Genomic DNA, 16931 nt, shown 5'->3' with positions numbered 1-16931 from the left:
GCCGCGTCCTCGACGGCGCCGTGGCGACGGGCTCAGCCGCCCGACGCCGAGGCGGCCGTCGAGCGGCTGCGCGCGGCCTCGGGGGCGGCGCCGAAGCGCGTCGCCACCAGGTGATCGCACCAGCGCTCCACGCTGGTCTGGATCGGCGGCATCGCCAGCCCGATCGCGCGGGCGTGGGCGTCGGCCGCGCGGGTGTCATAGGCGTCCTCGGCGAGGAACGACAGGCTCTCTCGCGGCACGCCGGTGAGCGCCTCTGGCAGCAGACGTACCAGGCCGACGGGCAGCACCCACCGCGGGGGGCGGCGCTTCAGGTGGGCGGCGATGCCGCGGACCAGCGCGGGCAGCCGCGGCGTCGCCGGATCGAGGACGCAGAGGTCCTGTTCCGCTGTCTCGGGGCGCTCGGGCACGCTCGCCAGGAAGCGCGCCAGGTAGTCGACGGTCACCAGCGGCAGGAAGGTGCGCTCGCTGCCGACGAGGGCCGGCAAGCGGCCCTGCCAGAGCCGCTCGACCGTCTCGCCGAGGCCGGTGAGCTGCGTTGTCTCGCCGGTGCGTGAGTCGCCGATGACGCTGCTCGGATGCACGGCCGTCCAGCGCAGCCCGCGCTCGGCCGCGAAGCGGCGCACCGCGAGGTACGACTCGTGCTTCGACGCCTCGTAGGCGCCGAGCCGGCGGTAGAGCCGGCCCCGCGCGCGCTCGGTCAGCGCGCTCTCGGCGCCCGGCCGGGTGCTCGCGTGCAGCATGCGGTAGCCGCCGAGATAGACGAAGCGCCGCAGGCGGGGCCGCGCGAGCGCCCACCCGGCCGCGTGCAGCGAGCCCTCGACATTGCAGCGCCGCGCCTCCTGCGCGCCGAGCCCGAAGGCGAAGCGCGCCGCCAGGTGATAGACGTCGCGCACCTGCTCGAAGCGGTCCGCCAGGCCGAGCGACGCCTCTTCCACGTCGCCCTCGACCACCAGGAGCCGCCGCGAATCGCCGCCGTGCGCGTCGACGAACGCGGAGAGCGCCGCGGCCCGCTGCCGCGCGCGGCGCACCGGCGCCGCCACGACCTTCGTCCGGGTCAGCTCGGCCAGCAGCCAGCGCCCGATGAACCCCGTACCCCCCGTCACCAGAACCTCGACGTCGCTCACGCTCATAGGCCGCCAGCATGCGCCGCTGGACCCATGACGAAAATGGAATGTATCTCATACGAGGTATGAGCGAGATCGATGTCCGCAGCATCAACCTGAACCTCCTCCCCGCCCTCGAGGCGCTGCTCATCGAGGGCAGCGTCAGCGCTGCGGCGCGCCGCGCCCACGTCAGCCAGTCGGCGATGAGCCACTCCCTCGCGCGCCTGCGCGAGCTCTTCGGCGATCCGCTCCTCACCCCCCTCGGCCGCGGCCTCGCCCCCACGCCGCGCGCCCTCCAGCTCCGCGCCGCCCTGCCCGCCGCCTTCGAGCACCTCCGCCGCGCCCTCGCTTCCCCGGAGCCCTTCGAGCCGCGCACCTCGGCGCGCACCTTCCGCGTCGCCACCGTCGACCAGTTCGAGCTCACGACCCTCCCCGACGTGCTCGACCACCTCGGCAAACACGCCCCCTTCGTGCGCCTGGAGATCGAGCGCTTCTCCCCCGATGCCGTCCCCGCGCTGGTCCTCGGCGACATCGATCTGGCCCTGATCGGCGCCTCCCAGCCCGTGCCCGCCGCCGGCCTCCGCCGCGCGCCGCTCTACGACGAGCCCTTCGCCGTCATGGCCCGCAAGGGCCACCCGGCGATCAGGCGCCGCCTCGACCTCGAGACCTACGTCTCGCTCGACCACGTCCTCGTCACCGTCGAGGGCCGCCGCGACGGCGCCGTCGACCGCGCCCTGGCCCGCCTCGGCAAGAGCAGGCGTGTCGCCCTGCGCCTGCCTCATTTCATGGCCGCGCCCCTCGCCGTGCGCAGCTCCGACTTCCTCTGCACGATCGCGAGCAGCGTCGCCCAGCGGGCCCGCGAGCTCTTCGGGCTACGGGTCTTCCCACCCCCCTTCGAGCTGCCCGCCGCGCGGGTCGTGGCCCTGTGGTCGCAGCGCCACGACGACGATCCGGCGCAGCGCTGGTTCCGGGACCTCTTCTTCTCGGGCCGCGCCCTCTCGCCGCACCTGCGGGCCCTGGTGCGCCGGGGCGCGGGGTGATCCGCAGTCCCGGTCCGCAGTCCCGGGAGAGCGGCTCACCGGTGTCGAAAGGGGGCTGCACCCGCGCCTGGCCAACATGGGCTCGCCGGACGGCGACGCCACGCCCCGACCGGGACGAACATCAGCCCACGTTGTCGCCGTTCCGCGCCGCAAACGCGCCTGTTCCGCACCCGGGCCGGCGCCGTCGAGAGCCTATTGCGGGCCACCTCGCTTTGGCCGCACCATGCCTCGTGCGCCGTGGGCACAGGGGCCGGCGGGGCCCGGCCCGGCATCGCGGGGGGGAAGGCATCTTGTTGATCTCGCCGACGAAGAGGATCGCTTCGAGGAGCTCCGCGATCACGTCGCGCCTCGACGCCGCCGCGGCGCGTCGCGCCGTGCGCGCGCTCTCTCCCCGCGCGCCCGAGCTGGCCGAGCCCCTCGCGGCCGCATCATGACCGCCTCCACCCCCCCGCTCCCCGCGTCGATGTCGCCGTTCCTCGGGAGCTTCCGCGAGGTGCTCCGGGTCCTCGAGCGCATCCCCGGCTTCGCCCTGCTCCCCGTCGAGATCCCCGGCCCCGACGTCGCCCGCGCGCTCGGCGACTTCCTGACCCGCGAGGGGCGCCGGGCGCTCGTGATCGCGCCGCGAGACCGCGACGCCGCCTGGGAGGACCTCATCGCCGCCCTCTACCGCGCCGAGCCCGAGCCGCGGGGCGTCGTCCTCCTCGTCGGCTCCGACCCCCCGCCCGCGGCCGCGCGCGAGGGCCTCCGGCGCCTCAACCAGCACCAGCGGCGCGACACGCTGTCGAGCCGCCTCGGCTGCCCGCTGCTCTGGTGCGGACCGCCGGGCTTCCTCGGCCTCTGCCGGGAAGAGGCGCCCGACCTCTGGGCCATCCGCGTCGCCGAGCTCCGCCTCGTCGAGGAGCCCGCCCCGGACGCGCTCCGCGCCGTCGCCGAGGCGCTCGACCCCGCCCACGGCGGCGCCGCGGCGGAGCCCCCGGCGGATCTGCTCCTGCGCCAGGCCGTGGCCGAGCGGCGCCGGGGCCACGCCGTCGCCGCGGCGGCGACCCTGGGCGCCCTGCTCGCGCGGCCAGCGGCCCCGCCCGCTGTGCGCGTGCGCGCCGAGCTCGAGATGGCCGGCCTGCTCGAGGACGGCGGCGACCTCGCGCGCGCCGAGGCGAGCTACCGCGAGGCGCTCGCGCTCGCGCGGCAGATCGTCGACCCGGAGCCCGAGGCGCGGGCGATCATCGGCGCCTTCGCGATCGCGGCGCGCACGGGCCGGGCCGCCGAGGCCGAGGGGCCGCTCGCCGAGGCGCGCGCCATCGCCGAGCGGCTCGGCGACCGCGCCCTCGAGGCCTCCGCCGCGGCGGCCCAGGCGCTCGCCGCGATCGGGCGGCACGACGCCCAGAAGGGCCGCGAGCGGATCTCCGAGGCCAAGGCGCTCCACGCCGCGAACGCGCGGCGAGACGCGGCCGCGGGCGTGGACGCGGGCCCTGAGCGCGAGGTCGGGCCCGTGGACGTGCTCGTCGTGACGGCGCACAAGGACGAGCTCGACGCCGTGCTCGCGCAGGGCGAGGGCGGCGAGAAGGGGTGGCGCGAGCTCCGCGACCTCGGCGGCCTGCGCTACCACCGGCGCACGCTCCCGAGCGCGCGCGGCGGCTCGCTCGTCGTCACCGCCGCGTGGATCGGCGAGGCGGGGCTGCGCACCGCCGCGATCCGGGGGCAGCACCTCGTCGCCGAGCTCGACCCGGCGTGCCTCGCGATGTGCGGCGTCTGCGCCGGCGATCCGAGGAAGGTCGCGCCGGGCGACGTGATCGTCGCCGACCAGCTCTACAGCTTCGAGCCGCGCAGGCGCGCCGCGCAGCCGGCGCCGGCGCCCGCGGGCATCGCGCCAGCGGGCGCCGCGCAGCCGGGCGACGAGGCCGAGCTCTTCCACGACCTCCGCACCTTCAACCTGCAGGCCGCGTGGAAGATGGACGCCGGCTACCTCGCGCGCGAGCTCGACCTCTCCGCGCTCTCCCGCGCGCGCCCTCCCTCCCGGGCGGCCGAGCGGCGGTGGCTCCTGCACGCGCTCCACGCGCACGAGGTCGACGGGGCGCCGAGCCCCGTGGCGCACCCGGAGCGGCGGCGCGCCTGCCCGGGGTGGACCGCGCGGGTCCAGGCGGCGCTCCACGAGGGCCTCGTCTCGATGAAGGGCGGCGCGCTCTGCCTCACCGAGGCGGGGCGCGAGAAGGTCCTGGAAGAGCGGCTCCTCTACCCGGACGCGCTGCCGGCCGATCCGCCGCTGCGCGTGCACGTCGGGGCGATCGCCAGCTTCACGGCGGCCGCGCGCGACCCGGGCGTCTGGGACCGGCTGCAGCGGGTCGTGCCGGGCACCCTCGGCCTCGAGGCAGAGGGCGCCGCGATCGGCGACCTCGCGGCGCGCTTCCAGAGGCGCTCGATCCTGATGCGCGCCGTCGGCGACCCCGCCGACCGCGGCGGCGACGACGGCCTGCGCGCGTTCGCCTGCCGCGCCTCGGCGGCGGCGCTGCTCGCGTTCCTGCAGCAGCACCTCGCGCCCGAGCCGCGGATCGAGCGCCCCTCGGTGCCCGATCTGCGCGAGCCGGCGCCGGCCGACGACGGCGAGCGCCACCCGAGCGGGCGGGACCTCGTCGCCGACGACCGGCACGACCGGCGCGACGCCTTCCTCGACCGCGTCGAGCGCGTGGCGCTCCTCCGCGACCCCGGGGCGACCGTGACGAAGCACCGCGCGCCCCCGCCGTTCGCGGGCGCGCTCGAGGTCGCCGTGCAGGACGGCCGGCGCGTCGACGTCCGCGTGATCGGCGTGCTCGACAGGTCGATCTCCGAGGAGCTCGTCACGCGGTACGTGACCGAGGTCGAGCACCGCTTCCGGCAGCAGGACCCGTACCTGCGCTCCACCCTGATCCACACCGACCCGCCCGCGCCGCCCGAGCTCGTCCGGAGCGCGGCGCGCCGCGGCGTCGTGCTGAAGAGCTTCTCCGAGGCGCAGGGGCTCATCGATTTCGGCCGGTACCTCGCGTGGCAGACCGATCGCATCGAGTCCGACCCGTCGTACCCGCCGTGGCTCTACGTCGAGCAGCCGGCCGTCGTGAGCCTCGGCGACCGCGAGAAGAGCGCGACCGAGAGCGCGCTCGACGCCCTCTTCCGGCTGCTCGACGCGCCCCACCGGCGCTTCGCGCTGGTGCTCGGCGACTTCGGCGCCGGCAAGACGTTCCTGCTGCGCGAGCTCGCCCGGCGGATGGCGCGGGAGCGGCACCCGCTCGTGCCGGTGCTCATCGAGCTCGGCCGCATCGAGAAGCAGCGCTCGCTCGACTCGCTCCTCGCGCAGCACTTCGCGCTCGCGAACGAGCCCGTCGACCTGCGGGCCTTCCGCTACATGCTCGCCGAGGGGCGCGTCGCGCTGCTCTTCGACGGCTTCGACGAGCTCGCCCTGCGGCTGACGTACGATCGCGCGCTCGAGCACTTCGACACGGTGGTCCAGGCGGCGGAGGGGATCGCGAAGGTCGTGGTGACCAGCCGCGCGCAGCACTTCCTCACCGATCCGCCGATCAAGCGCGAGCTCGCCCGGCGGGCCGAGCTGCTGCGGGGCTACCGGCTGGTGCAGCTCCAGGGGTTCGGGGAGAAGCAGATCCGGCGCTTCCTGGGCAACCTGAGCCCCGAGCCCGCGGAGGCCGAGGCGCGCTACCGGCTGCTCCACGAGGTCAAGGACCTGCTCGGGCTCTCGGAGAACCCGCGGATGCTCGGGTTCATCGCCAAGATCGAGCCGGACAAGCTCCGGCAGGCCAAGGCGCGGACCGGGACGATCACCGCGGCGAAGCTGTACGAGGTGCTCGTCGAGCAGTGGCTCGACCACGAGCACGCGCGCGCGAACCCGCGGGGCGCGCCGCGCGGGATCCCCCGCGAGGCGCTGCGGGCCGCGATGACCGGGCTGGCGCGGCTGCTCTGGGACCGGAGCGCGCGCGCGGTCGGCCTCGGCGAGCTGCCGGAGGGCCTGATCCGGGGCGCGCAGCCGCCCGACGCGCCGCCGATCGACCGCGCGATCATCGAGCACCTGATCGGCTCGGGCTCGCTGCTCGTGCGCGACGCGGAGGGGGCGTTCTCGTTCGTCCACCGGTCGGCGCTGGAGTGGCTCGTCGCCGACGCGGCCGCGCGCGAGGTGAAGGAGACGGGCGACAGCGCGGCGCTCGGCGCCGACGAGATGAGCGAGCTCATGGTCGACTTCTTCGTGTCGCTCGCGGGGCGCGGGGCGGCGGCGGCGTGGGCGCAGCGGGTGCTCCGCGGGGCGGCCGAGGGGAACGCGAAGGACAACGCCCTGCGCGTCGTGCGCTGGCTGGCCAGGGACGAGGAGGACACGGACACGGAGGAGGGGCGGGTCGCCTTCCTGGAAGAGCTCGACGCGCCCGGCGTCAACCTGGCCGGGCAGGACCTGAGCGGGTGCAACCTCGCGTGCGCCGACCTGCGGCGGGCCGATCTCACGCAGGCCAACCTCTGGGGCGCCACGCTCGTCGAGGCGCGGCTGGCCGGCGCGTCGCTGGGCGCGGCGCAGCTCGCGCGGGCGGACCTCACCGGCGCCGACCTCGAGGGCGCGGATCTCCGGGGCGCGGATCTCTCGTTCGCCCGCCTGGTAGGCGCGGATCTGACCGGCGCCAACCTCGCGGGCGCGCAGCTCCGCGGCGCCAAGCTCGTCGGCGCCCGGGGGGCGCCTGTCGCGTCGCTGGCCGCGGACGGCGCGGCGCCGCCCCGGCCGCGCGACGCCGCGCCGATGTGGGCGCCGGTCTCGCCGTGCAACGCGGTGGCGTGGAGCCCGCTGGGCGATCTCCTGGCGGCGAGCCACGAGGACGGCTCGGTCCGGATCTGGGACGCTGTCACCGGGCAGGCGATCCGGGCGATGCACGGGCACCTCGGCGCGGCGATGAGCGTGGCGTTCAGCCCGGATGGCCTCCTGCTCGCCTCGGGGTCGTCGGACCGGACGGTGCGCCTCTGGGAGGTCAGGACGGGCCGCGCGCTGCGCGCGTTCGAGGGGCACACCCACGCGGTCCGCAGCGTGGCGTGGAGCCCGGACGGGCAGGCGCTCGCCTCGGGGTCGTCGGACAAGACGGTGCGCGTCTGGGAGGTCGGCACGGGGCGCGCGCTGCGCACGTTCAAGGGCCACACGCTCGGGGTCCGCAGCGTGGCGTGGAGCCCGGACGGGCAGGCGCTCGCCTCGGGGTCGTCGGACAAGACGGTGCGCCTCTGGAGGGTCCGGAGCGGCCACGCCCTGCGCTGCCTCGAGGGGCACACCGACTGGGTCCTCGGCGTGGCGTGGAGCCCGGACGGGCAGGCGCTCGCGTCGGCGTCGTCGGACCGGACGGTGCGCCTGTGGGACGCCGGGAGCGGCCGCGCGCTGCGCGCGTTCGAGGGCCACACCGACTGGGTCTTCGGGGTCGCCTGGAGCGCCGACGGCCTCACGCTCGCGTCGGGGTCGCTGGACCGGTCGGCGCGCCTCTGGGAGGTCAGGACGGGCCGCGCGCTGCGCACGTTCGAGGGGCACACGCACGGGGTGTGCAGCGTGGCGTTCAGCCCGGGCGGGCAGACGCTCGCGTCGGGGTCGCGCGACAAGACGATCCGCCTCTGGGAGGTCGCGCGCGGGCACGCGCTGCGCAGCTTCGAGGGGCACACCGACTGGGTGCTCGGCGCGGCGTTCAGCCCGGATGGCCACGCGCTCGCGTCGGGCTCGGACGACCGGTCCGTGCGCCTCTGGGACGTGGGGAGCGGCCGCGCGATCCGGGCGTTCAAGGGCCACACGCTCGGGATCCGCAGCGTGGCGTTCAGCCCGGGGGGCGAGGTGCTCGCGTCGGGCTCGGACGACAAGACCATCCGGCTCTGGGAGGTCGCGCGCGGGCGGCTCCTGCGCTCGATCGAGGGCCACGCGCACGCGATCCGCGGCGTGGCGTTCAGCCCCGAGGGCGAGACGCTCGCGTCGGCCTCGGACGACAGGACGGTGCGCCTCTGGGAGGTGGAGAGCGGCCGCGCGCTGCGCACGTTCGAGGGGCACACGCACCGGGTGTGCACCGTCGCGTGGAGCCCGGTCGGGCTGACGCTCGCGTCGGGGTCGGACGACAGGACCATGCGCCTGTGGGAGGTCGCCCGGGGCCGCGTGATCCGCGCGTTCGAGGGGCACACCGACGGGATCCGCGGCGTCGCGTTCAGCCCCGACGGCCTGCTGCTCGCGTCGGGGTCGGACGACAGGGCGGTGCGCGTCTGGGAGGTCGGGAGCGGTCGCCTCCTGTTCTGCCTCGAGGGGCACACGCGCGGGGTCCGCGGCGTGGCGTTCAGCCCGGGAAGCCAGGTGCTCGCGTCGGGCTCGTCGGACAAGACGGTGCGCCTCTGGGACGTGGCCCGGGGCCGCGCCGTCCGCACCCTGGAGGGCCACAACGCCTCCGTGCAGGGCGTCGCCTTCAGCCCCGACGGCCTCCTCCTCGCCTCGGCCTCCGCGGACGGCACCCTCCGCCTCTGGGACGTGGCCCAGGGGAGCTGCCTTGCCATCCTCCTGCCCTGCCCCGAGGGGTGGGCCGCCTTCAGCCCCGACGGCCGGTACAAGCTCGGCGGCGACATCGGCGGCTCGTTCTGGCACGTTGTCGGCCTCTGCCGCTTCGAGCCCGGCGAGCTCGATCCCTACCTGCCGAACCCCCTGCGCATCCCCGGCGACGAGCCCCTTGTCGTGCGCCATCGCGGCGGGGAGCTGCCCGCGAGCGGCGCGATCCGGTAGGGCAGGGGGCGGGCGACCGGCGGGCGCGCCGGCGTCACGCGCTGCGGATCCGCGTGCCGAACGCGGCGAGGCGGTCGAGCATGTGCTCGGGGTCGATCAGCGTGTCCGGATGGTAGAGGCCGGGGGCCACGCGCTCGCCGCCGGTGAGCCCGAGCAGCCGCTCCACGGCCACGGCGACGCCGACGGCGGTCATCGGCGCCTGGCCCTCCGGGTGCACGAGCTCGTGGCGCGAGCGCCCTCGCGCGCCGTCCTTCTTCACCCCCTCGAGCTCGATCACGATCTCCGTCGAGAACGGCTCGCCCCGCCGGCGCGTCGCCGTCTCCCCGAGGACGAGATCGAACCGGATCGAATGCGCGTCGGTCGCCGCGGCGATGCTCATGGGATCGAGCACCGCGTAGGCCTGGCCCTTCACCTCGGTGCCGTCGACGGTCACGAACGACCGTGAGCCCTCCTCTCCGCCCACCCAGATCCACCGGCCGTCCTTCAGGAGCTGCGCCTTCAGCCCGGCCCTGGTCTGGCGCTCGAAGTCGGCGTACGCGGCGGGGCCGCCCACGTCCTGCTCGTCGAGGACCGCGCCGATCGCGACGCTCTCGAGGCGCGCGTAGGCCTTCGCGAAGTGGAGCGCCGGCAGCGTGGCCGAGCCGACGAGCCAGTGGCACGCGAGCAGGACGGGCGCGCTCCTCGGGCGCCGCGCGTGGAGCGCGACCTCGGGCGCGATCTCGAACGCCGCCGTCGAGATGTCGACGTAGGCGGCGCCGGTCTCCTGCGCGAAGCGGAGCGCGTTCAGCCGTTCGTCCTTCACGAACATGACCACCGCGCCGTACGCCTCGCCCGCCGGCTGCCCGAGATCGGGCCGCTCGAGATCGACGCGGACGGGGCGCGCGCGGCCGACCTGCTCCGCGACCGCCGCGGCCTTCGCGAGGTCTCTCCCGCCGATCGCGATCGGCAGGTCGGGGTACAGCGCGCGCAGCGTCTTCGCTGTCAGAGAGCCGACGACGCCGGACCCTCCGACGATGAGAACAGAGTGCATCGTGCCCTTCGTCATGATGGATGAGCTCCTCTCCGCCCGGCCTCGCCAGGCGTCACAACTTACCCTTGGTAAGTTACCAAAGGTAATGTCCACGAGGGCCGGCCCTGTCAAGCGTGGCCGCGGATCTTCGTCGGCATGGGCGCGCCGGGGGCGCTGGTCCTAAGATGAGGGCTGCATGAGCGAGGTACCCAGAGGGCGGCTCTCCAAGGCCGAGCGGCGCGAGCAGCTCCTCGAGACGGCGCTCGAGATCGTCCGGGAGGAGGGGACCGACGCCCTGACGCTCGGGCGCGTGGCGGAGCGCGCCGGCGTCACGAAGCCGATCGCCTACGAGCACTTCGGGACCCGCTCGGGGCTCCTCATCGCGCTGTGCGAGCGCATCGACGTGCGGCAGCGCGCGCTGCTGTTCGAGGCGCTCGAGCGCGCGCCCGCGCGGCTCGCGGACCTCGCGCGCGTCGCGAGCCGCGCGTACATGCACTGTTACACGACGGTCGGCCCCGAGTGGTACGCGATCACGGCGGCGCTGAAGGGCGACGAGGAGATGGAGGCGTTCCGGCAGCGCCTGCTCGACGAGTACGTCGCGATCTACCGGGACACCTTCGCCCCGCACGCGAAGCTGCCGAGGCGCGAGCTCCACCTCCGCTGCGTCGGGATCGTCGGCGCCGCCGAGTCGATCGCGGGCGAGATGCTCCGCGAGCGGACGAGCGAGTCCGCCGCTGCGGAGGCGCTCGCGGCCCTCATCGTCGCGTGGCTCCCGGCGAAGACGTGAGCGCGGCACCGCGGAAGGCGCGGTGATCTCCGCGAGATCCGGCGGATTTGCCGAATGCCGCGCCGGCCAGGCTGGTTGCGCGACGCCGCTTTGCTTCCTACGCTCGCGCACAACCACGAGCGGCTGCGAGCGCCGCGGCGAGGCGATCGCGCCCGCCGCCGGGTGACGGCAGCGCTGTTGCCAGGAGGCGATCGTCCCATGTGCGGCATTGCTGGATGGGTGGACTACGCGCGCGATCTGACGCGGGAGCGTCACGTGGCGCAGCAGATGACGGACACGATGAAGTACCGTGGGCCCGACGACGAGGGAATATGGCTCTCCCCGCGCGCGGCCCTCGGGCACCGCCGACTGGCCATCATCGATATCGAGGGGGGCCGACAGCCGATGATCGCCGACGAGAACGGCGATCCGCTGGTCGTCCTCATCTACACCGGCGAGGCCTACAATTTTCGTGAGCTACGCCGAGATCTGGGGTCCCGCGGCCACCAGTTCACGACGCACAGCGACACCGAGGTCGTCCTCCGCGCCTACCTGGAGTGGGGCGCGGGCTTCCCCGCGCGCCTCAACGGCATGTATGCCTTCGCCCTCTGGGACGTCCGCGCCGAGGAGCTCCTGCTCGTCCGGGACCGGATGGGCATCAAGCCGCTGTATTACCAGCCGACCGGATCGGGCGCGCTCTTCGGCTCGGAGCCCAAGGCCATCCTCGCGAACCCGCTCGCCCGGCCGGTCGTCGACGACGGCGGCCTGCGCGAGCTCCTCGCCTTCACGAAGACGCCGGGGCTCGCCGTGTTCCGCGACATGCGCGAGGTCCGCCCCGGCCACGTCGTCCACGTGCGCAGGGATGGTATCACCGAGCGCCGCTACTGGGCCCTCGAGTCGAGGCCTCACACCGACGATCTCCAGACGACGATCGGCGCCGTCCGCGGGCTGCTCGAGGACATCGTCGCTCGCCAGCTCATCTCCGACGTGCCGCTCTGCACGCTCCTGTCCGGAGGGCTGGACTCCAGCCTCGTGACATCGCTCGCGCAGCGGGCGCTCGCGGGCGCGGGGCCGGTGCGCTCGTTCTCCGTCGATTTCGACGGTCAGGCCGAGAACTTCAAGGCGGACGAGCTGCGGAGCACGCCGGACGCGCCGTACGTCGTCGACGTCCAGCAGTACGTCGGGTCCGACCACGCGAACATCGTCCTCTCCGCGGCCCAGCTCGCCGATCCCGCCGTCCGCGCGGTCGTGCTGCGCGCCCGGGATCTCCCCCTCAGCTTCGGGGACATGGATGCTTCGCTGCACCTGCTCTTCCGCGCCATCCGGGAGCGCTCCACGGTGGCGCTGTCCGGCGAGTCGGCCGACGAGGTCTTCGGCGGGTATCTCTGGTTCCACGACCCCGAGGCGGTGGCGGCCGACACGTTCCCGTGGACGGCCCTGCGCACGCGTCTGCGGGGATCGAGCTCCGTCTCGACGCTGCTCGCCCCCGCGCTCCTCGAGCGGCTCGACCTCGAGGGCTACATCGCCGAGCGCTACCGGGAGGCGATCGCCGAGGTCCCGCGCCTGCCGGGCGAGGCGGGGCAGGAGCGGCGCATGCGGGAGATCAGCTACCTGCACCTGACGCGCTTCCTGCAACTGCTGCTCGACCGCAAGGATCGCATGAGCATGGCGACCGGGCTCGAGGTCCGGGTCCCGTTCTGCGATCACCGGCTCGTGGAGTACGTGTTCAACGCGCCGTGGTCGATGAAGACCTTCGACGGGCGCGAGAAGAGCCTCTTGCGCGCCGCCGCCGGCGATCTCCTGCCGCGCTCGGTGCTCGAGCGGCGCAAGAGCCCGTATCCCGCGACGCAGGACCCCGCGTACGCGCGGGCGCTGCGCGCGCAGCTCGCGACGCTGCTCGCGTGGAAGGACGCGCCGGTGCTGCCGCTGCTCGACGTGGCCAGCGCCCGCGCCGTCGCCGCGGACACCGGAGGACCGGCCGACGAGGTGTCGCGGTCGAGCGTGGAGCAGATCCTCGTGCTCAACGACTGGCTCGCTCGCTACGAGATCGAGCTGGCGCTCTGATCCCGTCAGCCGCCCTACGGCGCCTCCGCGCCCCTCTGCGGGGCCGGCGGGAGCTCCGGGGGCAAGCCGAAGCGCGGGAAGAGCGTCTCCGTGTCGAGGAAGTAGTTCATCGCGACGATGTGCGCGTCCGAGAGCTCGAGCACGATGAGCGCCCACGGCTTGTAGCTCTCCCCGGGGCCGCCGGGCTTGTACTGCCCGAACGCGGGCGAGCCGCAGGCCGCGGTCGGCACCAGCCGGGACCCGCGGCAGGCCGCGCCAGGGCCCAGGAGCCAGGTGCAAATCGGCTCGTGACCGCGCAGCCACAGCGCGTACGGCGGCATCGACATCGTCGCGTCCTCGTGGAGGATCTTGGTGAGCGCGCTCACGTCGTACCGCTCGAACGCCTCGACGTAGCGGTCGACCAGCACGGACTGCGCGTCGGACAGCGGGGCGTGAGTGTCCGAGAGATCGCGGGTCGCGAGCGTCGCCCGGGCGCGCTGGAGGGCGCTGTTGACCGAGGCGACCGAGGTGTCGAGCGTCTCCGCCACCTCGGCGGCCCGCCAGCCGAGGACCTCCATCAGCAGCAGCACCGCGCGCTGGCGCGGCGGGAGGTGCTGGAGCGCGGTCACGAAGGCGAGCCGGATGCTCTGGCGCAGGGCCACGAGCTCGGCGGGGTCGGCGTCGGCGGGCAGCGCCAGCACGTCGGGGATCGGCTCGACCCACCGGTAGGAAGGCAGCGTGGTGAGCGGCCCGTCGATCCCGTTGGGAGGGCCGAGCTCCATCGGGCGCGCGCGGCGGGTGCGCTCGCTCAGCGCGTCGAGGCACACGTGGGTGGCGATGCGGTACAGCCAGGTGCGCAGGGCCGCGCGCCCCTCGAACTGGTCGAGGCTGCGCCAGGCGCGCAGCATCGTCTCCTGCACGGCGTCGTCGGCCTCGGCGGCCGACCCGAGCATGCGGTAGCAGTGGCCTGTCAGCGCGGCGCGGTGCTCGTCGAGGTGGCGGACGGTCGCGTGCGCGACGTCGTCGCTGGCGGCGTGCTTCCTCGGGGGCGGGAGGTCAGCCATCGCAGCCGTGTTTAACAGATCCGCTGCCCGCGAAAAAGGCAGGATCTGCGGCCGCTGGAGTGCAGCTCACCGTCACCGAGATTGCGCCGGCGGACCGCGCGCCTGACGTCGATTCACTCCGCTCGGGCTGGCAATCTGAACCTTGACTCCGGAATGCCCGCTTCGCCGCTGCGGATAGCGGCCGGGCCCGCCGGGCCCCTCGCGCCGCGGGCGGGCTCCTGGTGTCAACGCGCGGTTGACATTGTGTACACTCCCACGTGACAGCGACGCGCGCGGCGCTCGAGCTGGGACGACGGAGCGCGACGGAGCGCGGCTTCTCCACGGAATGATGCAGTGAGCTCGCGCGGTCCGCGCGTCGGCGACGGCGGCGCTCCGTGGCGCGAGCGTTGCAATGCTGCGCTTCGACCCGCGCGGCACGGCGCCGCATCGAGGTGGAGCGCGCTGTACGACGGTTGCCAACGAGGGATGGAATCAATGAGCTTGAAATGGACCTGTGCTCTGGGAACGCTGCTGTCGCTCGGCCTCGCCGGCTGCCTCGCGGCGGACGACGCCGTGGACGTGGACGCGGTGGACTCGCTGAGCGACGCGCTCAGCGCCGTCAAGATCCAGGCCGAGGACCAGTCGTGGTCGATCTCCTCGGGTGACAGGATCGAGGACAACGCGGACAACGTGAAGTTCCGCGCCAACCAGAGCGGCGATACATTCAAGTTCTCCACCTCGGTCGCGTCGGGCACGTACAAGATCGTCCTCCGGTACGCCAAGCGCAATGTGTACGGCAAGTACGAGCTGAGCGTGAAGGGCTCCTCGGTGAAGTCGTTCGACGCCTACACGTCCACCACCGGCGATAGCTGGACGACCGAGACGCTCGGGGAGAAATCGCTCTCGGGCAACGTGGAGTTCAAGTTCACGTGCAAGGGCAAGAGCTCCTCTGCGTCCGGCCACGATCTGAAGATCGACTACATCGAGCTCGTGCCGGTCGGCGGCGGCGACTCGGGCGGCGGCGACTCTGGCGGCGGCACGACGGTCGGGGACGGCGGCGTCGTGCGCTCGACCATCCTCGTGAAGGCCGGCGAGACGTTCGACGGCGGCGGCAAGCGGTTCATCGCCGACAGCGAGACGCTCGGGGACGGCAGCCAGGACGAGGGGCAGAAGCCGGTGTTCAAGCTCGAGGACGGCGCGAAGCTGAGGAACGTCGTGCTCGGCGCGCCGGCCGCCGACGGCATCCACACCTACGGCAACGTCACGCTCGAGAACATCGTCTGGGAGGACATCGGCGAGGACGCGTTGACGGTCAAGAAGTCCGGCACCGTGGTCCTGAACGGCGGCTCCGCGAAGAACGGCGCCGACAAGGTGTTCCAGATCAACGCGGCCAGCACGTTCAAGGTCTCGAACTTCAAGGCGGAGAACGCCGGCAAGTTCATCCGGCAGAACGGCGGCACCGACTTCAAGGTCGATGTCGTCATCGACCGGTGCGACATCTCGAAGATGAAGGAATCCATCTTCAGGACGGACAGCAGCTCCAGCACCGTGAAGATGACGAACACCCGCTACAGCGACATCGGCAAAGAGCTCTTCATGGGCGTGAGCTCATCGAACATCACCACCTCGGGCAACAGCGCGTACTGACCGGCCGGCGCGGCCGCGCTGCCAGGCGCGGCGCGCGCCGGGCCGCGGCTCACACGGCGCAGACGCGCGGCCGGCGCCGGTCCCACGGCGCCGCCTGCTCGAGCTGGCCCGCCAGCCGCAGCAGCGTGGCGTCGTCCGCGTAGCGGCCCGCGAACTGCACGCCCACCGGCAGGCCGTCGGCGCTCATGTGGAGCGGCACCGACATCGCCGGGCTCCCGGTCACGTTGAACAGGGGCGTGAACGCCGCGAAGGCGAAGATCTGATCGAGCCAGCCCTCGGCGCTCGTGGTGGGGTCGTCCGCGTCGAGCGTGCCCGGCGGGATCGGGAGCGTGGTCAAGGTCGGCGTCAGCAGGGCGTCGAACTGCAGGAAGAACTGCCCCACCTGCCGCGCGATCTGGTCGCGCGCCACGAGCACGTCGTGCAGGTCCACGGCGCTCATCCGCCGGCCGGCCTCGGCCATGGTCAGCGTGGTGGCCTCCAGCGTGTCGCGCCCCGGCGCGAGGCCGTACAGCGGGCAGACGCGATCGAACATGTGGGCGTGGTACGAGAGCAGCATCCGGAACGCGATGCGGACGCGCTCCCAGTCGATCTCCGGCCGCGCCGGCACGACCTCGTGCCCCAGCTCCTCGCACAGCGCCGCGGCCCGGCGCACCGCCTGCTTGCACTCGGGGTGCACCTGCACCCCGCTCCAGGCCGTGTCGGTGAACGCGATCCGGAGCCGCCCCGGCGGCGTGCGCGCCTCCTCCAGGAACGGCCGCGCGGCCGGCGGCGCGAAGTACGGCGTGCCCGGGTCGGGCCCGGCGATGGCGTCGAGCAGCGCGGCGCAGTCGCGCACCGATCGGGTGAGCGCGTGATCGGTGGCGAAGCCCATCAGGACCTCTCCCTCCACCGGCCCGGTCGGGATGCGGCCGCGGGTGGGCTTGAGCCCGAAGAGATTGCAGCACGACGACGGGATGCGGATCGACCCGGCGACGTCGTTGCCGTGGGCCATGGGCACCATCCGCGCCGCCACCGCCGCGGCGGCGCCGCCGCTCGAGCCGCCGGGGGTGCGATCGAGCCGCCACGGGTTGCGCGTCGGCCCGTGCGCGACCGGCTCCGTGACCACGTTGAGGCCGAGCTCCGGGGTGTTCGTCTTGCCGATCGCCACGAGCCCCGCGCGCCGGAAGCGCGTCATCAGCTCGTCGTCCGCGGGCGAGACGAGCCCCTGGAAGAGCCGAGAGCCCATGCCGGTGGGCGTGCCCGCGACGAGGATGCCGAGGTCCTTCACCAGGTACGGCACGCCCGTGAACGGCCCCGCCGGCAGCCCCGCGCGCAGCGCCCGCTCGGCGTCGTCGCGCAGCGAGCCGATCACCGCGTTGAGCGCAGGGTTGACCTGCTCGATGGCGGCCGAGGCCGTGTCCAGGAGCTCGGCGGGGGTGACCTCGCGTCGGCGGACCAGCTCCGCGAGGCCCATCGCATCGAACGCGGTGTACTCGGAGATCTTCATGGTGCAGGTCCCTTATACGAGCCCGCCGCGCGCCGCGGGGCGAAGAAAG

The 16931-nt window shown here is 74.1% G+C and carries 9 protein-coding genes and 1 pseudogene; 6 read left to right on the top strand and 4 right to left on the bottom strand.

The genetic code is table 11. The features are described from left to right. Positions 1–32 precede the first annotated feature (32 nt). Positions 33–1130: an SDR family oxidoreductase gene (locus WME76_RS22340; protein WP_437954314.1), complete on the bottom strand. Its 1098-nt coding sequence runs from the start codon at positions 1128–1130 to the stop codon at positions 33–35. 59 nt (positions 1131–1189) lie between these two features. Between WME76_RS22340 and WME76_RS22335 the strand changes: the two genes are divergently transcribed. Both WME76_RS22335 and WME76_RS22330 read left to right on the top strand, forming a co-directional pair. Then, positions 1190–2143: a LysR family transcriptional regulator gene (locus WME76_RS22335; RefSeq protein ID WP_437954313.1), complete on the top strand. Its 954-nt coding sequence runs from the start codon at positions 1190–1192 to the stop codon at positions 2141–2143. Between the two features lie 430 nt (positions 2144–2573). Next, positions 2574–8888, top strand: coding sequence for a pentapeptide repeat-containing protein (locus WME76_RS22330; protein WP_437954312.1), 6315 nt, complete (start codon positions 2574–2576; stop codon positions 8886–8888). 34 nt (positions 8889–8922) lie between these two features. Here WME76_RS22330 and WME76_RS22325 read toward each other — a convergent pair whose 3' ends face one another. Continuing rightward, positions 8923–9918 carry a saccharopine dehydrogenase NADP-binding domain-containing protein gene (locus tag WME76_RS22325; protein ID WP_437954311.1) on the bottom strand — a complete coding sequence of 332 codons (996 nt, stop codon included), beginning with the start codon at positions 9916–9918 and terminating at the stop codon, positions 8923–8925. 175 nt (positions 9919–10093) lie between these two features. Between WME76_RS22325 and WME76_RS22320 the strand changes: the two genes are divergently transcribed. Further along, positions 10094–10684, top strand: a complete 591-nt coding sequence (locus WME76_RS22320) for a TetR/AcrR family transcriptional regulator (protein ID WP_437954310.1) — start codon at positions 10094–10096, stop codon at positions 10682–10684. Positions 10685–10882: 198 nt separating this feature from the next. Next, positions 10883–12727: an asparagine synthase (glutamine-hydrolyzing) gene (gene asnB / locus WME76_RS22315; protein WP_437954309.1), complete on the top strand. Its 1845-nt coding sequence runs from the start codon at positions 10883–10885 to the stop codon at positions 12725–12727. A 14-nt stretch (positions 12728–12741) separates the two neighbouring features. On the opposite strand, the gene WME76_RS22310 is transcribed toward asnB, so the two are convergent. After that, positions 12742–13770: a sigma-70 family RNA polymerase sigma factor gene (locus WME76_RS22310; RefSeq protein ID WP_437954308.1), complete on the bottom strand. Its 1029-nt coding sequence runs from the start codon at positions 13768–13770 to the stop codon at positions 12742–12744. Between the two features lie 465 nt (positions 13771–14235). Between WME76_RS22310 and WME76_RS22305 the strand changes: the two are divergent. Beyond that, positions 14236–14736, top strand: a pseudogene (locus WME76_RS22305) (pectate lyase); the annotation flags it as partial. Then, complete coding sequence (locus tag WME76_RS22300) at positions 14716–15396, top strand: pectate lyase (RefSeq protein ID WP_437962140.1); 681 nt, start codon at positions 14716–14718, stop codon at positions 15394–15396. The pseudogene WME76_RS22305 and the gene WME76_RS22300, both read left to right, overlap by 21 nt. 49 nt (positions 15397–15445) lie before the next feature. Here the strand turns inward: WME76_RS22300 and WME76_RS22295 are convergent, their stop codons facing one another. Continuing rightward, positions 15446–16882: an amidase gene (locus WME76_RS22295; protein ID WP_437954307.1), complete on the bottom strand. Its 1437-nt coding sequence runs from the start codon at positions 16880–16882 to the stop codon at positions 15446–15448. Between the last annotated feature and the right edge of the window lie 49 nt (positions 16883–16931).

It is taken from the genome of Sorangium sp. So ce119 (assembly GCF_051524405.1).
Lineage (GTDB): Bacteria > Myxococcota_A > Polyangia > Polyangiales > Polyangiaceae > Sorangium > Sorangium cellulosum_G.
This window is presented reverse-complemented; position numbering and strand designations above follow the sequence as displayed.

Excerpts from the sequence above, each read along its gene's own strand:
- WME76_RS22310 (WP_437954308.1), bottom strand. The coding sequence starts at position 13,770 with ATGGCTGACCTCCCGCCCCCGAGGAAGCACGCCGCCAGCGACGACGTC.
- WME76_RS22325 (WP_437954311.1), bottom strand. The coding sequence starts at position 9,918 with ATGCACTCTGTTCTCATCGTCGGAGGGTCCGGCGTCGTCGGCTCTCTG.
- asnB (WP_437954309.1), top strand. The coding sequence starts at position 10,883 with ATGTGCGGCATTGCTGGATGGGTGGACTACGCGCGCGATCTGACGCGG.
- WME76_RS22335 (WP_437954313.1), top strand. The coding sequence starts at position 1,190 with ATGAGCGAGATCGATGTCCGCAGCATCAACCTGAACCTCCTCCCCGCC.
- WME76_RS22295 (WP_437954307.1), bottom strand. The coding sequence starts at position 16,882 with ATGAAGATCTCCGAGTACACCGCGTTCGATGCGATGGGCCTCGCGGAG.
- WME76_RS22320 (WP_437954310.1), top strand. The coding sequence starts at position 10,094 with ATGAGCGAGGTACCCAGAGGGCGGCTCTCCAAGGCCGAGCGGCGCGAG.
- WME76_RS22330 (WP_437954312.1), top strand. The coding sequence starts at position 2,574 with ATGACCGCCTCCACCCCCCCGCTCCCCGCGTCGATGTCGCCGTTCCTC.
- WME76_RS22340 (WP_437954314.1), bottom strand. The coding sequence starts at position 1,130 with ATGAGCGTGAGCGACGTCGAGGTTCTGGTGACGGGGGGTACGGGGTTC.